At 39.7% G+C, this 16,488-nt stretch carries 17 protein-coding genes; 6 read left to right on the top strand and 11 right to left on the bottom strand.

The window, feature by feature from the left end:
* Positions 1 to 12: 12 nt before the first annotated feature.
* The 8 genes from HHL23_RS08290 to HHL23_RS08255 all read right to left on the bottom strand — a co-directional run bounded on the left by HHL23_RS08290 (position 13) and on the right by HHL23_RS08255 (position 7,862).
* Positions 13 to 1,719 carry a diflavin oxidoreductase gene (locus HHL23_RS08290; protein ID WP_169234343.1) on the bottom strand — a complete coding sequence of 569 codons (1,707 nt, stop codon included), beginning with the start codon at positions 1,717 to 1,719 and terminating at the stop codon, positions 13 to 15.
* Entirely contained in the window at positions 1,709 to 2,554 is an 846-nt protein-coding gene (gene cobA / locus HHL23_RS08285) for a uroporphyrinogen-III C-methyltransferase (RefSeq protein ID WP_169234342.1), read from the bottom strand. Before cobA ends, HHL23_RS08290 begins: the two co-directional genes overlap by 11 nt.
* A 24-nt stretch (positions 2,555 to 2,578) precedes the next feature.
* Positions 2,579 to 3,490: a cysteine synthase A gene (gene cysK, locus HHL23_RS08280; RefSeq protein ID WP_169234341.1), complete on the bottom strand. Its 912-nt coding sequence runs from the start codon at positions 3,488 to 3,490 to the stop codon at positions 2,579 to 2,581.
* 33 nt (positions 3,491 to 3,523) lie between these two features.
* Positions 3,524 to 4,354, bottom strand: a complete 831-nt coding sequence (gene epsC, locus HHL23_RS08275; RefSeq protein ID WP_169234340.1) for a serine O-acetyltransferase EpsC — start codon at positions 4,352 to 4,354, stop codon at positions 3,524 to 3,526.
* 3 nt (positions 4,355 to 4,357) lie between these two features.
* Entirely contained in the window at positions 4,358 to 5,596 is a 1,239-nt protein-coding gene (locus HHL23_RS08270; protein WP_169234339.1) for a sulfate adenylyltransferase subunit 1, read from the bottom strand.
* Positions 5,597 to 5,727: 131 nt separating this feature from the next.
* Positions 5,728 to 6,636 (bottom strand): sulfate adenylyltransferase subunit CysD, encoded by a 909-nt coding sequence (cysD, locus tag HHL23_RS08265; RefSeq protein WP_169234338.1) that lies wholly within the window; start codon positions 6,634 to 6,636, stop codon positions 5,728 to 5,730.
* Positions 6,637 to 6,647: 11 nt separating this feature from the next.
* On the bottom strand, positions 6,648 to 7,361 hold the full coding sequence (locus HHL23_RS08260) for a phosphoadenylyl-sulfate reductase (protein WP_169234337.1): 714 nt from the start codon (positions 7,359 to 7,361) through the stop codon (positions 6,648 to 6,650).
* Positions 7,362 to 7,445: 84 nt separating this feature from the next.
* Positions 7,446 to 7,862 carry an RrF2 family transcriptional regulator gene (locus tag HHL23_RS08255; protein WP_169234336.1) on the bottom strand — a complete coding sequence of 139 codons (417 nt, stop codon included), beginning with the start codon at positions 7,860 to 7,862 and terminating at the stop codon, positions 7,446 to 7,448.
* A 146-nt stretch (positions 7,863 to 8,008) separates the two neighbouring features.
* On the opposite strand from HHL23_RS08255, the gene pepT reads away from it, so the two are divergent.
* From pepT to HHL23_RS08225, 6 genes are all read left to right on the top strand, one after another.
* Positions 8,009 to 9,256, top strand: a complete 1,248-nt coding sequence (gene pepT / locus HHL23_RS08250; RefSeq protein ID WP_169234335.1) for a peptidase T — start codon at positions 8,009 to 8,011, stop codon at positions 9,254 to 9,256.
* A 5-nt stretch (positions 9,257 to 9,261) separates the two neighbouring features.
* Positions 9,262 to 9,831 carry a hypothetical protein gene (locus HHL23_RS08245; protein WP_169234334.1) on the top strand — a complete coding sequence of 190 codons (570 nt, stop codon included), beginning with the start codon at positions 9,262 to 9,264 and terminating at the stop codon, positions 9,829 to 9,831.
* A gap of 159 nt (positions 9,832 to 9,990) precedes the next feature.
* Positions 9,991 to 10,224, top strand: a complete 234-nt coding sequence (locus tag HHL23_RS08240) for a hypothetical protein (RefSeq protein ID WP_169234333.1) — start codon at positions 9,991 to 9,993, stop codon at positions 10,222 to 10,224.
* 149 nt (positions 10,225 to 10,373) lie between these two features.
* The gene (locus tag HHL23_RS08235) at positions 10,374 to 10,970 is read left to right on the top strand and encodes a porin family protein (RefSeq protein ID WP_169234332.1); all 597 of its coding nucleotides are present in this window, start codon (positions 10,374 to 10,376) and stop codon (positions 10,968 to 10,970) included.
* 78 nt (positions 10,971 to 11,048) lie between these two features.
* Positions 11,049 to 12,110: a sensor histidine kinase gene (locus HHL23_RS08230; protein ID WP_169234331.1), complete on the top strand. Its 1,062-nt coding sequence runs from the start codon at positions 11,049 to 11,051 to the stop codon at positions 12,108 to 12,110.
* Positions 12,100 to 12,834: a LytR/AlgR family response regulator transcription factor gene (locus HHL23_RS08225; protein ID WP_169234330.1), complete on the top strand. Its 735-nt coding sequence runs from the start codon at positions 12,100 to 12,102 to the stop codon at positions 12,832 to 12,834. The genes HHL23_RS08230 and HHL23_RS08225 overlap by 11 nt, the downstream gene beginning before the upstream one ends.
* 161 nt (positions 12,835 to 12,995) lie before the next feature.
* Here HHL23_RS08225 and HHL23_RS08220 read toward each other — a convergent pair whose 3' ends face one another.
* From HHL23_RS08220 to HHL23_RS08210, 3 genes are all read right to left on the bottom strand, one after another.
* Complete coding sequence (locus tag HHL23_RS08220; RefSeq protein WP_169234329.1) at positions 12,996 to 13,898, bottom strand: DUF6268 family outer membrane beta-barrel protein; 903 nt, start codon at positions 13,896 to 13,898, stop codon at positions 12,996 to 12,998.
* Positions 13,899 to 14,051: 153 nt separating this feature from the next.
* Positions 14,052 to 15,242: a multidrug effflux MFS transporter gene (locus tag HHL23_RS08215; protein ID WP_169234328.1), complete on the bottom strand. Its 1,191-nt coding sequence runs from the start codon at positions 15,240 to 15,242 to the stop codon at positions 14,052 to 14,054.
* A gap of 181 nt (positions 15,243 to 15,423) precedes the next feature.
* Positions 15,424 to 16,242, bottom strand: a complete 819-nt coding sequence (locus HHL23_RS08210) for a helix-turn-helix domain-containing protein (RefSeq protein ID WP_169234327.1) — start codon at positions 16,240 to 16,242, stop codon at positions 15,424 to 15,426.
* Between the last annotated feature and the right edge of the window lie 246 nt (positions 16,243 to 16,488).

Raw genomic sequence — 16,488 nt, 5'->3', positions numbered from 1 at the left:
TTCATTTACAATTTAATACACATCTTTTACGTATCTGCCACTGAGCTCCAGTTCTTCGAGATATCCCTGAGCTTCCTCCAAGCTATGTTTTCCTTTATCCTGAATAATGTTCAGAATAGTTTTCTCCACATCTTTACTCATGGGTTCTCTGGCTCCGCAAACGTAAAGTGATGCTCCGCTTTCCAGCCAGTGATATACTTCCTGGGCTTTTTGCTCCAGTCTGTGCTGTACATATATTTTTTCCTCGGTATCTCTGGAAAAGGCAAGATCCAGATGGGTCAAAGTCCCTGTTTTCAGAAAATCCTGAAGTTCGGCCTGATAAAGGAAATCTGAAACAAAAGTCCGGTCTCCGAAAAAGAGCCAGTTTCTTCCCTCTGCTCCTACAGCATCCCGTTCGTAAAGAAAAGACCTGAAAGGCGCAATACCCGTTCCGGGACCAATCATAATGATATCTTTATCCGGCTTGGGAAGTCTGAAATGTTTAGCTTCCTGAATATAAAATTCAATGGTTTCTCCTTCCTTAAATTCAGCCAGGAAACCGCTGCACAATCCGTTTTGTTTTTTATCATGAATGAAAAACTCAGATTTGGTCACTGTGATATGAATTTCGGTATCGCCGTGAGCTTCCAGGGATGAAGAAACAGAGTATAAACGTGGCGACTGGCCTGTTAAAACGGTAATAACCTGTTCAAATTCATCAGCATTTTTTACCGGATAGATTCTCAGCAAATCCAGAAGGCTTAATCTTACTTCAGGAATAGGATGCCCTGTAATTTCTGCATACTGAATAACTGTTGTTTTAAGCAGATAACTGATATTAAGATGTTTATATAGCAATTCTTCTGCGCTGGCCGTAATTTTTGGAGTTTTAATCTGCTTTTCAGGGTCAATTCCTGTCAAATTAATTATTTCCTCCACGTCATCTTTTGAATTGAAGGCTATAACGCCCAATGCATCACCCGGATTGTAAACAAGGGGTTCTTCCGTTTCTATTTCTATGTGGTATGTTTCTTTGTCGGAACCTATATCGTTGAGATTGATGATTGTTGAAATCTTTCCCTGGTATTTTTTTCTTCCTGTCGATATTTTTGGAGATGCCGTACTTTTCTGGCTGCTTTCTTTTGTTTTATTAACGACATCCAGGATATGTTCTGCCCAGGTGTGAGCTTCCTGTTCATAATCGATATCACATTTTTTCAGAGGAAGGATTCGTTGTGCACCAAGCACTTCAAAACGGAAATCGATGTCTTCCCCTGTTTTGCAGAATAAGGGATAGCTGCTGTCTCCGAGAGCAAGAACTCCAAATTTCAAATGATTGATGTTCAAATCATTTTCGTGAATATGATCATAAAATTTCTTCGCAAGAATGGGTGGATCTCCTTCTCCCTGAGTGCTGATAATGATGAAGAACAAATCTTCTTTAGCCAGATCTTTTGGTTTGTATTGGGAAAGATCTGCCAGTTTTACCTGCACTCCTTTTTTCTTGATGATTCCGGCAAGTTCTACCGCGAGTTTCTTACTGTTTCCAGTTTCGGTACCATAGGCCAGAGTCATTTTCTTTGGAGAAATACTTTCGGTAGTGATTTCCGGGGGAAAAGCCTCTGCCGAAGAAGAGTGCTCTGCAAGACCCGCCAGAAAGCCACTGGCCCAGACGGCTTCATCTCTTGAAAAACCACCTGATATTTCTTTGAGAGCTTTTAATTTAGTTTCAGACAGCATATTCTAATATATTTTGAGGGTTGGAGACTAAGGTTCCGTTCGTTACAGATTTGAAATAAATCCCTTCCTGTGTAGGTGTTTCCAACCAGGAAAACTCATCGTGCAGGTTAACTACTTTTCCTATCACCACTAGTGACGGAGATACAAAGTCTTTGTCTCCAAGGTCTCGATGGAAATCTTCCAAAGAAGACGTGTACACTTTCTGATAAGGCGTTGTCGCCTGCTCTATAACCGCAATTTTTTTATCGTCAGATGTACCCAATGCTAAAAATTTCTCTACCAGACCATTGAGGTTTCCTTTAGACATATAAAAAACAAGGGTGTCATCGGATGTTCCAAGCTCTTTCCAATAGGCATCACTAAGAATTTCCTTTTTATAATAGGTCAGAAAACGTACGGAGGTAGCATATCCTCTGGCTGTTAGAGGTATTCCCGCATACGCCGCCGCTCCTGAGGCCGCTGTAATTCCAGGGATGATTTCGAATGCTATATGATGCTCTTTCAATGCTTTCAATTCGTCTAAGACATTGGAAAAAAAGGAGATATCTCCACCTTTAAGTCTTACCACTGTTTTTCCCTGAGAAGCGTAATCTACAATCAGGGTATTGATGTGAGCCTGAGGCGTAGAGGCATTTTTACTGCATTCTTTTCCTACATATATGATTTCGGTCTTTTTATTCGCGTAACGGTCTATTATTTCATGACTTACGAGACGATCACATAAGATGATATCGGCAGCGGCAATGGCTTTTACAGCTTTTACAGTGATCAGATCAGGGTCGCCAGGTCCTGCACCGACAAGGTAAACCTTTGGTGTATTATTTAATTCTTTCATTTTAAATCTTCTTATTAGTGGTCTCTAGAACAGTCCTTCGATGGACAGGTATCTTTCGCCTGTGTCGTAATTTATAGTCAGAATGGTAGATCCGGCGGGAATTTCAGGAAGTTTTTTAGCGACTGCAGCCAAAGCCGCTCCGGTAGAAATTCCTACGAAAAGCCCTTCTTTTTTTGCGGCTTCCTTAGTCAATTCATAAGCTTCTTCTTTATTGATCTGTACAATTTCATCAAGGATTCCGGTATCAAGTATCGAAGGGACAAATCCGGCTCCCAGACCCTGCAGAGGATGCGGAGCTGGAGATCCGCCACTCAGTACGGGAGATAATTCTGGCTCTACCGCAATCACTTTGATATTGGGAAATTTCTGTTTCAGCACCTGTGCAATTCCTGTGATATGACCTCCGGTTCCTACCCCTGTAATCAGGTAGTCTAATCCTTCGGGAAAGTCTTTCAGGATTTCCTGAGCGGTGGTTTCAATGTGCACTTTCACATTCGCGGGATTGTCAAACTGTCTAGGAATCCATGAATTGGGGGTTTCTTTCGCCAGTTCCTCTGCTTTTTCAATCGCTCCTTTCATTCCTTTTTCCCTTGGGGTGAGGACGAATTCTGCTCCATAAGATTCCATAATTTTCCGGCGTTCCAAACTCATACTTTCCGGCATCACGAGAATCAGCTTATAGTTTTTTACAGCCGCTACCAGAGCAAGTCCAATACCTGTATTTCCGCTGGTAGGTTCTATAATAACGCTGTCTTTGTTCAATAATCCTTTACCTTCAGCATCTTCAATCATGCTTAAAGCAATTCTGTCTTTGATGCTTCCCCCGGGATTGGCTTTCTCAAGTTTGATCCAGATTTCATTTTCTGTACCGAAGAGTTTATTAATTTTTACGACCGGGGTATTTCCGATGGTTTCTAGTGTGTTTTGGAACTTCATACCGACTCAATTTTATGTTGTTTTTTGTTGCTTTTAAATCACAAATGTTAAAGATTCGGGAAGGGTTCCGTTATCTTTTATTTTTATTTCACTTTTATGATAGACCAGAGAACCGGAAGGAACATCCTGGGTGATCCATACGTTTCCACCAATGATGCTTTCTCTGCCTATAGTTGTATTCCCTCCCAGAATGGTGGCTCCGGAATAGATAATAACATGGTCTTCAATATTCGGATGTCTTTTTTCATTGGCTTTATCCTTTGAAACATGTAACGCTCCAAGGGTTACGCCCTGATACAGTTTCACATGATTCCCAATGACAGTCGTTTCCCCGATGACAATTCCTGTTCCATGATCAATAAAGAAATGTTCTCCAATGATTGCCCCGGGATGAATGTCTATTCCTGTTCTGCTGTGTGCATATTCTGAGATCACACGAGGCAGGATTTTTATTTTTTGAATCCAAAGCTGATGGGAAATCCTATACACATACGTCGCAAAAAAGCCCGGATATGCGAGGAGTATTTCTTCCAGGGATTCTGTCGCCGGATCAAATTCTAAAATAGATTCAGCATCCAGGATCAGTGTATTGTAAAGATCCGGCAATGCAAGAAAGAAATCATCGGTCTGCTTTTCAGCAAACACCCCATCCTTTGATGTATTTTTAACCAAATCAAAAAGAATTTTGTGCAATTCACCGAACTCTATATTAATCTGATCTTCAGTATTTAAACCCTGTGAAAGAAACAAAATATGATACAGCTGATTTACAAAACCTTCCATCTTCCTCGTATCAAAGAATCCCCGGGAACTGGTCTTCTTTTTTTCAAGAATTTTCTTTATAAAATGATCCGGCACTTTCATCGTCTACTGAATTATACAGGCTGCAACGGTAGCATTAGAGGTTTCATCAACCAGAATCGCTGATCCCGTTTTTTTATTACTTATAAAATCATCAAATACCAAAGGCTGCGCAGTTCGTATCGTTACTTTTGCAATCTCGTTAAGCTTTACTTCTCCTTCTGCAGTTTCCTGTTCCAGTGTATTGACATTGATCTTATAATCGACCTGTTTTACCACGGCCTTCAGCTGTCTGCTATGATGTTGCAGCAGGTATTTGTTGCCCGGTAACAGGGCTTTGTGATCAAGCCAGCAAAGTAACACTTCCACTTCTTTTTCAACGGTAGGAAGTTCTTCTGCCACAGCAAATAGATCTCCCCTGCTGATATCTATGTCCTCTGTGATTTGAATTAAGGCAGGCTGTCCTTCAAAAGCTTCCTGAACTTCAGCTCCATTCACTTCTATGGATGCAATTTCAGTAACAATTCCCGCAGGAAGTATGGCTATTTTATCCCCTTTCTGAAAACTTCCACTGATGATCTGCCCTGCATAACCCCTGTAATCATGTAGCTCTTCAGTCTGAGGGCGGATGACGTATTGTACCTGAAAACGGCTACCTCTGTTTTGCTCCTGATCAAGCTGTACTTCTTCCAAATATTCAAGAAGTGAACTTCCCTGATACCATTCTGTAGTGGACGACAAGGAAACAATATTATCTCCTCTCAATGCGGAAATGGGGAAATAGGTAACATCGTTTAAGCCCAGGCCTTCTGCCATTTTAGCATAATCTGCTTTTATGGTTTCAAAAACATTTTCTGAATATTCTACCATATCCATTTTGTTAATCGCAACGGCTACTTTTTTCAGCTTAAGCAATGATGCGATAATGGAATGTCTTCTGGTCTGCTCAATTACTCCTTTACGGGCATCAATGAGAATAACCATAAGATCTGAATTAGAAGCTCCGGTAATCATGTTTCGGGTGTACTGAACATGCCCCGGAGCATCTGCAATAATAAATTTTCTTTTTGATGTCGAAAAGTATCTGTAAGCGACATCAATCGTGATTCCCTGCTCTCTTTCTGCACGGAGCCCATCCGTTAAAAGAGCCAGGTCTACCCCATCATCATTTTTGTTTTTAGAGTGTTTTTCCAGAACCTCCAATTGGTCCTGTAAAATGCTTTTGCTATCGTAAAGCAGTCTACCGATGAGGGTGCTTTTCCCGTCATCTACGCTTCCTGCTGTTATAAATCTTAATATATCCACGAGTTTTTTGTTATAAATGATTAATGATGATTGATTAATGATGAGCAATAAATAATACATAATGAGGAATATGTACTCTGATACTATTTTCCAAGTTGTATTATTGCTTATTACTCATTGCTCATTACCTATCAGAAATAGCCGCCTTTTTTACGATCTTCCATAGCCGCCTCGGTTACCCTGTCATCAATTCTGGTTTCACCTCTTTCTGATATGCGGGTAGCCACGATCTCTTCAATTACCCTATCTACTGTCGCTGCTTCCGATTCTACTGCCGCCGTGCAGGTCATATCACCCACGGTGCGGTAGCGTATTCTTTTTATGATAACAGTATCTTCTTCCTCCAGAACAGCATGCTCGGAATTTGCAATCCACTGTCCATTAAGGTCTACCACTTCTCTTTCATGCGAAAAGTAAATAGATGGCAGTGCTATATTTTCTCTCCGGATATAGTTCCAGATATCAAGTTCTGTCCAGTTGCTGATTGGAAACACCCTCACATTTTCTCCTTTATGAATTTTTCCGTTAAAGATATTCCATAGCTCAGGTCGCTGAAGTTTTGGATCCCATTGTCCGAATTCATCGCGAACAGAGAATATTCTTTCTTTTGCACGGGCTTTTTCTTCGTCTCTTCGCGCTCCACCGATGCACGCATCAAACTCGAATTCTTCAATCGTGTCGAGAAGGGTAAAGGTCTGCAACCAGTTCCGGCTTGGAAATTTACCTTTAGGTTCTGTCAGTTTTCTTTTGTTAATGGTATCTTCCACTTTTCTTACGACCAGCTCTACATCCAATTCTGCAGCCAGCTGATCTCTGAAGCTTAAAACCTCCGGAAAGTTGTGCCCGGTATCGACATGAACAAATTTGAAAGGAATCTTGCCATAAGGAAATGCTTTTGCGGCCAGATGTGCAAGGACAATACTGTCTTTTCCTCCGCTGAACAGTAAAGCCGGACGCTCAAACTGCCCTGCTACTTCCCTTAAAATATAGATGGATTCAGATTCTAACTGATCTAAATAATTGAAATGATATAATGACATATTTTATTTTTTTATTGATGAACATGCAAGCCGCATTCTTTCTTATCGGCATCTTCCCACCACCAGCGGCCTGCTCTGAAATCTTCTCCTTCTTTGATTGCTCTTGTACAGGGTTCACATCCTATGCTTACAAATCCTTTTTTGTGAAGATGATTATAGGGAAGATGATTCGCTTTGACATAGTCTGTCACCTGTTCTGTAGTCCAGTGAAGGATGGGATGAAATTTGATGATCTGATGATCTGGGTCCCACTCCAGCTGCGGCATTTCTTTTCTGCCTGCGGAATGTTCAGACCTTAAGCCTGTGATCCAAACCTTATATCCGTGAAGTGCTTTTTTCAAAGGAATAACCTTTCGGATATTGCAGCAGGCTTTTCTCTGTTCTACCGATTGATAGAAGGAGTCGGGTCCGTTTTCTGAAACAAATTGCTGCAGCGATTCCGGATCCGGATAATAAGCCTTAATATTCTTTTTAAAAAACGCTCTGGAGGAAGTCCAGGTTTCATAGGTCTGCTCAAAAAGTCTTCCCGTATCGAGGGTGAAAATATCAATATTCAGGTTTTTTATCAGATGAGTGACGACCTGATCTTCATAACTGAAGCTTGTAGAAAAGATGACTTCACCAGGGAACCTGTTGGAAATAACTTCCAAAAAATCATCACTGAAAGCACCTGCAGAGGCCTTTTCCAGCAATTCATCGAATTCTATTTTCAGGGTATTTTCCATTTGTAGTTGAAATTAACTCCTGCAAATATATATAAATCCCACTTATCCTACCAAATTAATAGGATATAAAAATTAAAAAAATTTTCAGCTGTTTTTTATAAAGGAAGTAAGGGTAGCTTCCATCATGCTTTTTCTTGTCTTTTCTCTGACAATCATGAGTTCATTTCTGAGATAGCATGTTGCCTCATCGACGCAATCATCGCAAGGTTCATAAAAATTCAAAGAAATACATGGAGTTAAAGCGATAGGCCCTTCAAAAATACGGTAGATGTCGGCCAGTGAAACCTCATCAGGTGACTTCAGGAGATAGTACCCTCCGGCGGTTCCCTGTTTACTGTTGACCAGCTTGGCTCTTTTCAGTTCTAGAAGAATCTGTTCTAAAAATTTTTTGGAAATATTCTCATCCTGTGCAATAATAGCGGTTGACAAAAATCCCTGATTGTAGTTTCTTGCCAATCTAACCATTGCTTTCAAAGCATATTTGCAACGTTTGGACATCATAATAGATGCAAGTTATGATAATTTATTTGATTAACGAAATTGGAGCTCCAGATTAAAAAAATGAATCTTAATTACCTTCTGAAAATATCCCTTAAAGTCCAAATTTGAAAAATTTACATTGTATATTTGTTGGAAATTTATGATCGATGAGTATAATAGAATTCAACCCATTGTGGAAAGAGAAATTATTAAACCGTTTTCTTACCTATGTAAAAATATATTCAACCAGTGATGCTGAAAGCGAAACAACACCTTCTACTCCCCGACAGTGGGACATTGCCAATCATATTGCTGAGGAACTGAAAACAATTGGTTTAGAAGATGTCTCCATTGATGAACATGGTTATATTATGGGCTATGTTCCTTCTAATGTAGAAAATGATAAAAGGCCAACAATAGGTTTTATTTCACATTATGATACTTCTCCTGATTTTAGCGGGGAAAATGTAAAACCTCAGATTTGGGAAAACTATGACGGAGGTGATCTTCTTTTGAACCAGGCTACAGGATTTACCCTGTCTTCTTCTAAATTTGAAAGTTTAAAACAATACATCGGACAAACACTGATCACGACAGACGGGAATACTCTTCTTGGAGCTGATGATAAGGCAGGATGTGCAGAAATTGTAACAGCTGCGGAATATCTTATCGCCCACCCGGAAATTAAGCACGGGAGAATTGCTGTAGGATTTACTCCTGATGAAGAGATCGGAAGAGGCGCACATAAATTTGATGTGGCTAAATTCGGTGCTGAGTGGGCTTATACCATGGACGGCAGTGAAGTGGGAGAATTGGAATATGAAAACTTTAATGCTGCAGGAGCTGTAGTAAAAATCCACGGATTGAGCGTTCACCCTGGTTATGCTTACGGAAAAATGGTTAATGCTGGACTTTTAGCTGCTGAATTTATACAAATGCTTCCAGCGAATGAAACTCCGGCTACAACTAAAGGTTTTGACGGCTTTTATCATTTAATGGATATTACGGCTGATATTTCTGAGGCAAAACTTCAATATATCATCCGTGATCATGATGAAGAAAAGTATGAAGCCAGAAAAAAATTCATGGAGGAAAAAGTAGCCGAATTCAACCAAAAACATGGTGAAGGAACTGCTGAAGTGGAAATCAAAGAGCAGTACCGAAATATGAAGCAGCAGTTTGAAGGAAAAATGCACATCATTGACCTTGCTGCAAAAGCGATGAAGGAAGCGGATATTGAGCCTAAAATTAAGGCAATCAGAGGAGGAACAGACGGAGCTCAGCTATCTTATATGGGACTGCCTTGTCCTAATATTTTTGCAGGAGGAATGAACTTCCACGGACCTTACGAATATGTCGCGCTGGAAAGCATGGAAAAAGCAGTGGAAGTCATCATTAATATTGTAAAAGCTTAATTCTGATGAAAAAACTTTCAGCATTAGCCCTTATTTTGATTTTTTCTTTCAGCAGTGCCCAGGTCTCTGAGTTTCAGAAGGCAGACTCACGGTATGAAAGAAAAATAAAGTCTCTGTACAAGAAATATCCGAAGCCTAATGATGAAAGGACTAAGCAGGAGTGGCTTCTTACCGAAGAAAAAATCTCGGCATACAAAAATGCTTTAGAGAAGATTTCCGAGGAAGAAAAGAAAATGACAGCGGATGTTCCACCTCCTATGGCGCCTAAGATCACCAGGGAAGCAGAATATGAAGCGGGAAAAGCCTCTTTTCAAAAGCTTTTAAATGAAGCGATAGATCTTACTTTCCTGAATTTTTCAGTCAATCCTTATAAAATAAATTTAAAATTTACTTTAGACTCTAAAGGGAATGCCTCCCATGTGAAAGTAAAAGGGAATAATGAAGATGTGAATGCATTTATAGAAGCCGCTTTTTACCGGATAAGGGATAAGGGCAAATGGAAACCTGCAGAATCAAATGGACGACCTGTCCTTTCTGTGGTCAACCTTCCTTTACAATTGAATTTCAGTAAATAAAACAGATCAACCCATTGCAGATGCAGTGGGTTGTTTCTTTTGTGTTCTGTGAAATTTTTATCTCTTATTTCTCCTATTGATGAAAAGTATTTAATTTTTTGATTATATTTACTTATACATCAGACTATTAACTTACAAAATCAATTAAGTATGAGAAAAATGAAAAAACTATTAAGAAAGGACCTGTCGACGATCCTGGGTGCAGGTATCAATGGCTGTCATATGAACGGTGAATCTGCGTATTGCTGGACGGATTGTGACTGTGCTTTTGGAAGAGCCTGTGAAATGGATGATGATGGAAATCCGGGAAGATGCATCTCTGTAGGAAATCCTGGCGGCGGCGGCGGCGGAGGGTGTAATCCCCCATCTAATTGTGAAGAACAGCCTTTTTAATCATTACCATCGGAAGTACCCTCTTCCGATTTTTTTTTGCTTTTCAGCTAAAAACAGATCCTTGTCAATGCATTTCTGCCATTCATCAAATAAAGTTTTATCCGGCTTGTGATAGTTGTTGTTTTGCATCACATTATTAACAGCAATTTATGAAACAGCAGTTTTTAGCATTAAGCTCACTTTTATTATGTATTACCTGTTCGGTAGAAACCAAGGCCCAGCAGAACCCGGCTTTCCATATCGGGATCAAAGGTGGCGCCAGTTTTACAAAAACCTCAACGGAATCCTCAGCACTGGAAGGGAAATACGGCTTCGGCTATCAGGGAGGAATTATGACCAGAATGGATATCGGAAGTCTTTATGTACAGGGAGAGGCGTTATTCAACAAAAGAAAAACATCGTTTGACACTAAGGATGGAACTTCAGCAAAACTAAGCTGGAATTCTATTGACATTCCGATCGTGATCGGTTATAAACTCGTCAATACGAAAGATTTTAATGTAAGAGCATTTGCGGGAGGCGTTTACAGCTACGCCTTTAAGAACAAGCTTTCCACGTCGAAAGCCCTGCAGGAAGGCTTTAAAAGCTTTGATAAATCGAATATTGGAATCACAGGAGGTGTGGGTGTAGATTATAAAAATTTCACGGCAGACCTCAGATATGAAACGGGACTTTCAAGCATCAGCAAAGAGTTTAAGTCTAAACCTCACAGTTTGACACTGGGAATAGGATATTTCTTATTCTAAAAACTTAAATTATCTTTACCTATTAGAAACTGCGCCCTGCAGTTTCTAATTTTTTATCAATCTGCTTTACCCTTCTCCATGACAAAACCTTTTATTTTAAGAGAATATATTTTTGTTAGTCTTTTCTGGCTCGTTTTTGCAGCGGCTGTGTACATCAACTTTCAGGCTACCTCTGACAAACCATCTGCTGTATTTCAAACGATTGCTCTTGTCATTACTTCTTTTATTTTCACTCATTTTCTCACGACAAGACTCCTTCCTAAAGCTTTACGGGCAAAAAAGATGAAATTATTTCTGATTCAGGCAACAGGCGTTATTCTTTTATTGAGCTTTATTTATTCTTTGATTTTCACTTATATTGAAGTGAGCTCAAAAAACCAGCTTCCTGCTTATTTTGCGGGTCATCTTCCTTTTTTATGGAAAGGTTTCTACCTTGCACTTCCAGCTTCTTTTCTTATCAACGGATCTGCTTGCGGCATCAAATTTTATCAGGAACACGGAAGGATAGAACGGGATCACATTTTGCTGCAACAGGCTCATCTGGAAAATCAACTTAAGTTATTACAGGATCAGATCAATCCTCATGTGGTCTTCAATATTCTGAACCACATTCATATTCTGATGAAAACGGATACTCAGCTTGCGGATTATTTATTGCTTAAATTTTCTGATATTCTACGTTATCAGTTGTATCACTGCAGCCAAAATGTGGTGCCTCTGGCTCAGGATATTGAACATCTTCAAAATCTGGTAGAAGTGGAGAAATTAAGATGGGGCAATGAACTGGAGGTGAATGCTGATTGGAACATCGGAAATAAGAGATCATTTATTGCTCCGCTCCTGTTGGTTCCCTTCATCGAAAATGCATTCAAATATGTCTGCAGGCTCCCTGGCCATAAGGGTTATGTGAAAATTTCATGTATGGAAAAAGACCATTTTCTTGTATTTAATGTCGAAAACTGTTATTCCGAACTGGCCACCTACAAAAAGAAGGAAGGATCCGGCGGAATCGGGCTTCAAAATGTACAAAAACGTTTAAAATTACAGTATCCGGATGCTCATGAGCTTAACATTCAGGCAGACAATAATGTATACAAAATCACTTTAACCCTACAATTATCCGACAACAATGAGCAGTAATATCCCCAAAATGAAATGTCTGATCGTAGATGATGAGCCATTGGCAAGGTTTCACCTCAAAGAATTAGCAGATCAGATCGATTTTTTATTGGTTGAAGGTACTTGTGCGACGGCATTGGAAGCCGATACTATAGTCAAGGAAAAGGAAATTGATCTTCTTTTTCTGGATATCAACATGCCTTATTTAACAGGTCTTGAATTTCTGGAACAGCTTGAAAATCCACCTTTATGCATCCTCACAACTGCCTATTCTGAATACGCTTTGGAAGGATACCGCCTTCAGGTTGTAGATTATCTTCTGAAACCCATTGCTTTTAACCGTTTTTACCAGGCGGTCAATAAGGCGCAGCAGCAGTTTATCGTGTCTGAAAAGATGAGGAAAAATTCTCCTTTTGATGATCCTTTTCTCTACGTGAGGCAATCGGATAGCTTTATCAAGGTTTCCTGGGTAGACATTTTGTATATCGAAAGTATGCAGAACTACACAAAAATTCACTTTAAAGATAAGGCTCTGGTGATTCATCAGACGATGAAGGCTATTGAAGAATCTCTGCCTTCTGAGCATTTTTTCAGGATCCATAAATCTTTCCTGATCAATATCACCCACATCGATATGATCTCAGGCGGACGCTTATTTATCAATAAAACAGAGCTTCCGATTTCTCGTACCCGAAAGGAGGAGCTGCTCAATCAGGTGGTGTACAAGAAGCTTATTAGCAAATAGAAAGGAAGAGGGAAGCTGGGAGAAGGGAGTTATTGTTGTCGAAAATTAAATGATTGTCTTTTTCATTTGAATCTACAAGGATGCTAATAATCAACAGACTAAAAGCAAATAATTTTGGATAGTCACTTCCATCTTCCTGCTCCCATCTTCCATCTATGCTCTTAAGGCAAGTTCCACCTCAATGATACTGCGACATAAAATGTGCTGGCAAATTTGGGGTCTGCTATTTTTTTGTCTTTGAAAATACTGTTGATCTTTCTGTCGTTTTCATTGAAACTTCTCAGCAGAGCGGTTCCCCCCGTTAGCCGAAGGCTTAGCTTATCATTCAGCTTTAATTCCGGTCTTATTCCTGCTGTGATCTGCTGGTACCCCAGCAACATGGATTTTCCGTCTTTATTTCTTTCTACCGTCATTCCGCTGAGGTTTACCACCGCTTTCAGGGCAAATTTATCTGAAAACAGGTAACCGGCTTCCATTCCTTCCGGGAAATTGATGTTCAATTTAATTTTTCCGTTGGTTTTCCAATCGAAATAAATCCACGGTAAGATCATAGGAACCCCAAAAGCAGTCGTCAGTACAGGGCCCCCTCCAAGGGCCAGATTAGGATTAAAATGTCTGATAAACAAGATTCCCCCTTGTCCCAGAATGTCGTCAGAACTTATTTGCTCAAGATCCGTGTAAACACCTACTGATGCTGTCATCATCATACTCCATTTTTTTCCTAAGGGTCTCATGTGCTGGATTCCGACTTGTGCATTCAGCATCTGATCCGGAAATAGCGGTCTTTCGTAATCTTTATGCGCCATTTTTGCATAAGATCCACTCAACAGAAGTGACCAGGCTTTTATTCTTCCACTGCTGTCTTTTTTCATTGACAATGGAATGCTGAGATTAAGATCGACTCTTTTAAAATTGCTCTTAGAATTTGTTTTTGCACTGTCTTCGGGACGGATGTAACTGGAAAAAGGAATATATTCTGTTTTAAGCTCTCCGGATATTCCGGACTGTGCACTGACATAACATCCAAACAATCCGCAAACGGCTGCCAAAAGATTTCTCTTCATAATTTAAATTTTATGCAAAGAGATACCTTTGGAGGTCGTTTACAAAAATTACTTGATTAAGTGTTGGGATGGTATGACCAAGCGGGGAAATGGTAGGATCATATCAATACAATGATATTTTATTTTAAACTAAATCGTCCCTTTGCATTTCCCTTATACGGAAACTTTTTTATTCTTAAATGAACGGTAAGCAAACCAGACTGCAATCAATGCAATGCCTGCACGTAAAATAACCATCGGCATGATGGAGTCTGCTTCTAAAAATCCCGCCAGTCCTGAAAGTAAAAAAGTAACCATCAGCTGCATAAATCCCATCACAGCCGCCGCCGTACCACGGCCTTCTTTAAAAGGCGACAAAGCATGAGCGGAAGTAATAGGGAATAAAATTCCGATAGCCAGCAATGACAGATACAGCATCATAATTTCCAGTACTACCGAAAGATTTCCTGCAGCAATAAGGATATGCATGCTACATACGATCAACAATATAAGGGTGGCTGCTAATAAAAGCTTTGTCTCGCTTATTCTCTTTATTAATTTAGGCGTAATATATGCTGCGGTTATTAAGGCTAATGAATTAAAGCCAAATATCAAACTGAAAGTCCCACTGGAGAACCCATGAAGTTTCATAAATAAAAACGGCGCATTAGAAATATAAATAATCAGAGAAGCGAAGGCAATACTTCCAATCATTGTACTGTTGATAAACTCTTTATTAGAAAGTATTGTTTTTAGGTGATCCTTTAATCCTTTTTCATCTGCCGTATGATCAGAAAGCGCCATTCTTGAATTGGTTTCTGGAACATATTTACATACCATTAACAGGGTTAAAAGACCCATTATGCTCAAAAAAGCAAATGAGCTGTTCCATCCCCAGAATTTGAGAAATACACTTCCCAATAGCGGAGCAACAATCGGAGCTATTCCACTGATCTGGGACTGCTGAGAAAAAATGGCTACAGATTTTTGTCTGTCGTAAAGGTCAATAACGATGGCCCTCCCGATTACAATGCCCGCACTTCCACCAAATGCCTGCAGAAATCGCATCGCCCAAAGCACGTAAATATTTTCTGTAAAAAATATCGCTGTAGCCCCTACAATGAAGAGGAAAAGTCCGCAATACAACATGGGTTTACGCCCTGTCCTGTCAGACAAAGGTCCCCAAAGTAATTGTCCGAAAGCAAATCCTGCAAAAAACACAGAAATTGAAATCTGAATATGTCCGATATCGGTTTGGAAAATCTGGGCCATGCTCGGAAAAGCGGGCAGATAAAGGTCTATACTCAGTGATTCCAGGGTGTTGAGTAGTGCCAGAATAAACACAACGATACTTAAGTTTCTCATAAAGGAGTTCAATCATTAACCGATCTACACAGATCTTTTTTTCTTCCGGCAAAATTCCGGTAAAAAACAAAGCTTTTCAATACAGGAACTGAAGGAATACCAGCACAAACTGAGGACTATATTTTATGATTTTTATGAAAACTTATTATTTTAAGATGAATTTAAAAGAACTTTCTGAAGATTATGGTTTCCCTTCTTTAAATCCCTCTGGATTCCGGCCGGTATGTTTTTTGAAGAAACGTGAGAAATAAGACGCGTCGCTGAATCCCAGTTTAAAAGCAATTTCCTTAATGGTCAAAGCTCCAAAACTAAGTTCTCTTTTAGCTTCCAAAATAAGTCTCTGAGCGATCATTTTTTTCACTGTCGTTCCTCTGGAAAGGCGTACAATGTCATTGAGGTGGTGAGTGCTGACTTTTATTTGATCCGCATAGAAACGGGTCTCTCTCTGAATGGTATAATATTCTTCGATCAGGCTTACCAACTGTTGGATGCGCTGTCTATCATTAATTGAAGGATCCTGCTGCCCGATCTGTTCTGTGATAATGATACAAAATGCTCTGAGGTAGGTTTTTAATAAATCGACCCTTGATGCGCCAGTATATTCCTCTTTCATAAGCGAGATAATGGTATTGCAGGTTTCTGCGCTTTGAGGATCTAAAGAAAAGGGACACGTTCCGCCCGTGAGAATTGTTTCGATATCACAGGCTTCTTTAAATATCTCCCTGCTCACGGCCAATACATATCCTTTTTCACCTCTGAGCTTCATATTGAATACCTGTCCAGGTGCAATGATACAAATCTGATTATTTTTAAGAGCGTGACTTTCAAAATCCAGTTCTAAGCTGCTGCTTTTCCTGACATCGCTGAACCAGATGATTTCAAAGAAATTATGCCTATGAACATCATTAAAATTTTCCGGATGTCCTGTATCAAGAGTCATCAGCTGAAACGGTTCAGAAGTGAGGTGGTGGACGGGGATATTTTTTTCTGATGGAGGCATTAATGCATTCTTTAATGTGATTCGAATAAACAAAACCCTCAGCGAAGAATACCGGAATTTCCACTGTCCGCTGTATGATTGTTTCTTTATAAATGTAAAAAATTATTTACTTTTATGCAAAGAGTCCGTCTCACAACCAGTGAGGCGGATTTTTTTTGTATTTATTCGTTTTTCTTTTGAAGTTTTTTCCAGTTTGAAAAGTGTCTCTTATGCCACTTTCTTTCTTAGGTTGTGAGCTAAAGCATG

Origin of the sequence: Chryseobacterium antibioticum (assembly GCF_012927325.1) — a bacterium.
In the GTDB taxonomy this organism is placed as follows: Bacteria; Bacteroidota; Bacteroidia; order Flavobacteriales; family Weeksellaceae; genus Chryseobacterium; species Chryseobacterium antibioticum.
This window is presented reverse-complemented; position numbering and strand designations above follow the sequence as displayed.